The sequence below is a fragment of the Streptomyces sp. DH-12 genome (assembly GCF_002899455.1).
GTDB lineage: Bacteria > Actinomycetota > Actinomycetes > Streptomycetales > Streptomycetaceae > Streptomyces.
This window is the reverse complement of record NZ_PPFB01000005.1, coordinates 1-3,269: the sequence shown is the minus strand read 5'-3', so window position 1 is coordinate 3,269 and position 3,269 is coordinate 1. Positions and strand designations below refer to the sequence as shown.

Annotated in this window: 2 protein-coding genes; both read right to left on the bottom strand. The window is 73.0% G+C overall.

Annotated features, from left to right (window positions below; genetic code table 11):
* Window positions 1-1,301, bottom strand: a 1,301-nt coding sequence (locus C1708_RS33565; RefSeq protein WP_241911513.1) for a condensation domain-containing protein, incomplete at its 3' end; no start/stop codon positions are given.
* Window positions 1,298-3,269: condensation domain-containing protein (locus C1708_RS33560; RefSeq protein WP_241911512.1), on the bottom strand; the 1,972-nt coding region annotated here is incomplete at its 5' end. The genes C1708_RS33565 and C1708_RS33560, both read right to left, overlap by 4 nt.

Below are 3,269 nucleotides of genomic sequence, written 5' to 3'. Positions count from 1 at the left end.
ATCCGCCCGATCGGCCGGGAGGGATCCGTGACGACGAGGTCGAGCACGTGGATGAGCCGGTCGACGAATCCGGCGGCCGTCGCCCGGTCGAAGAGGTCGTCACGGTAGTCCAGCCGGACGTACAGGCGGCGCCCCGGAGCGGCGATCAGGGTCAGCGGGTAGTGCGTCGCGTCTCGCCCGAGGCCCAGGTCGGGGGTGATCCGCAGCCCGGTCTCCGGCCGTTCACCGGGTTCGTCCCACGGGTAGTTCTCGAAGACCAGGGAGGTGTCGAAGAGGTCGCCCAGGCCGGCCAGCTGCTGGATGCGGGCGAGCCCGAGGTGGTGGTGCCCGGTGAGCCGCGACTGTGCGCTCTGCACCTGTTCGACGGTGGTCAGCAGTGACTGCGCCGGATCCAGGGACACCCGCACAGGCACCATGTTGATGAGCAGTCCCACCATGTTCTCGACTCCGGACAGCCGCGGGTCCCGGCCCGCCACCACGGTCCCGAACACGACGTCGTCGTGGCCGGTGCGCCGACTCAGCACGAGCCCCCAGGCCGTCTGGAGCACGGTGTTCAGGGTCACCCCGTGCCGCCGTGCCCAGTCGGCCAGAGCCGCGGTGCGGTCCTCGTCCAGCTCCACCGTGATCCGCTCCGGCATCAGCCCGGGACGCCCCGGGTCCACCGGGGTGAGCAGCGTCGGCTGGCCGAGGCCGCCGAGCGCCTCCCGCCAGGCCGCCTCCGCCGCCGGCTGGTCCTGCTGCGCGAGCCACCCCAGGTACTGACGGTAGGGGACCACCCGGGGCAGCGCGCCGGTGTCGCCCTCGCTGTCGTAGAGCGCGGTCAGCTCGCGTACGAGCAGGGGTGTCGACCAGCCGTCGAGCAGGATGTGGTGGGTGGTCATGATCAGACGGTGGCGCTCCTCGGCGAGGCGCACCAGAGAGAAGCGCAGCAGAGGCGGCTCGGCCAGGTCGAACCGGCGGGCGTGCTCCTTGGCGGCGAGCCGGGCAAGCTCCGCCTCCGCGTCAGCTTCACGGAGGGCCGACAGGTCGAACTCGTCCCAGGGAAGGTCGATCTGCCGCGGTATCAGCTGCACGGTCCGGCCGGAGTCCACCTGCCGGAACCCGGCGCGCAGGTTCGGGTGACGTCGCACGAGAGCGAGCACGGCGGCGCGCAGGCGTGCCGCGTCGAGGGCGCCCTCGACGGCGAAGACGTGCTGTACCGCGTAGACGTCCGCGCCGTCCTGCTCGTAGCGGGAGTGGAACAGCAGCCCTTCCTGCATCGGGGAGAGGGGGAGGATGTCTTCCAGGCCCGACGACGTCATTTCTGCACCTTCCACGCTGCTTCGAGCTGCTCGATGTCGTGCTGGCTGAGTTCGGTCAGGGGGAAGTCCGAGGGGCTGTGACCGCCGGTGCCGGAACGTTCGCCGTGCCGGACCAGTCCGCGGATCGCCCGGAACCAGTGGTCGGCCAGGGCGCGCACGTCCCGTTCGGTCCAGAGGTCTGGCGCCCAGGTCCAGACGGCCTCCAGTTCCGGCCCGTCCGGGGCGTCGCGGACCATGCTGTTGGCCTCCAGCCCGTGTGCCAGGGCGGTCGCCGGATCGGCGCCGCTCAGCAGACCGGTCTCGGCGGCCACGGTCCACTGCGGGTGGCCCGGGACCACGGGGGCGCCCGCTGAGGGGAACCGGCCGAGGTAGTTGAATCCGAGTTGCGGTACGGCGAGCCCGGCCAGTGCCGGTCCGGTTTCGGGGTTGAGGTGCCGCAGCAGTCCGAAGCCGATGCCCCGGTCGGGCAGGGAGCGCACCTGTTCCTTGACCCGTTTCAGGGCCTGCCCGAGCGCCGGTCCGCCGCCGACCACCTCTTCCCAGGCCAGCGGGCCCGGGTCGACGCGAACGGGATACAGCGAGGTGAACCACCCCACGGTGCGCGAGAGGTCCGCGCCCTCGACGATTTCCTCGCGCCCGTGTCCCTCCACGTCCACCAGGAGGGCCGTGTGGCGGCCTCGGGCGTGGTTCCGGCGCCATTGGGCGACCGCCAGGGCGAGCGCGGTGAGCAGGACGTCGTCGACCTTCGCGTGGAAGGCCGTGGGCACGGACGTCAGGAGCGGGGTGGTGACCTCGGGCGGCAGGGAGAGCGTAAGTGCGCGCGCCCGGCCCACGGTGTCCCGCGCGGGGTCCAGCCGACCGCTGGTCAGCGGCGGGTCGGCCGCCGTGAGCAGTCCGGTCCACAGCGCCGCCTCCGCGGTGCGGGCCGGCCGCCGGGCCTCGGCCGCGAGGAGACTCGCCCACCGGCGCAGGGAGGTGCCCACCGGGTTCAGCCGCGGCGTACGGCCTGCCCCGGCGGCCTGGCAGGCGGCGATGAGATCGGGGAGCAGGATGCGCCAGGACACCCCGTCGACGACGAGATGGTTGACGACGACCAGCAGCCTGCCCCGTTCGGCCGGTCCGGCGTCGAACCAGACCACCTGCATCAGCACGCCCCGCGCTGCCGACAGACGGCCGGACGCCGCCTCCGCCTGTGCGCGGACCAGCGTCGCGTCCACGGCGGCATCGGCGGTCTCGACACGGTGCACCAGATCCACGGCCGGCACGGAGCCCACCGGGCCGACCTCGAGTGACCACCCCCCGTCGTCCCGACCGCTCGGAGTCCGGGTCAGCCGCAGCGCGTCGTGGTGGTCCACGAGCGCCTGAACGGCCGCGAGGAGGTGCTCCTCGCGCAGCTCGGCCGGCGCCTCCAGCAGCATCGCCTGGTGGAACGCGTCCACGTCGCCACCGCGCGTGTCGAACCAGCGCATGATCGGGGTCGGTTCCACCCCTCCCACACCGGAGTCGTCGGGGTCGGGCGCCGACAGGGCCAGTTCCTCGGCGACCTCGGCCAGTCCGGCCACGGTCCGCTGCTCGAAGACGTCCCGGACCGCGAGCCCGACACCCGCCGAGCGAGCGAGACTGACCAGCCGGATCGAGACGATGCTGTCCCCGCCGAGCGCGAAGAAGTCGTCGTCGGGCCCGACCTCGTCCACGCCCAGGGCCTGCGCGACCAGCGAGCCCAACAGCCGCTCGCGTGCGGTCCGGGGCTCGCGCCGCGGCACGTCCACGCGCGCGCCCGCATCGGGTTCGGGCAGTGCGGCCCGGTCGAGCTTGCCGTTGGCGGTCAGCGGCAACCGGTCCAGCACGACGTACGTGGACGGGGCCATGTACTCCGGCAGCCGTTGCCGCACGGACTCACGCAGGCCGGCCGGTGTTCCACCGGTGCCGGGGACCTCCTCGGGGACGATGTAGGCGATCAGGCGGGTG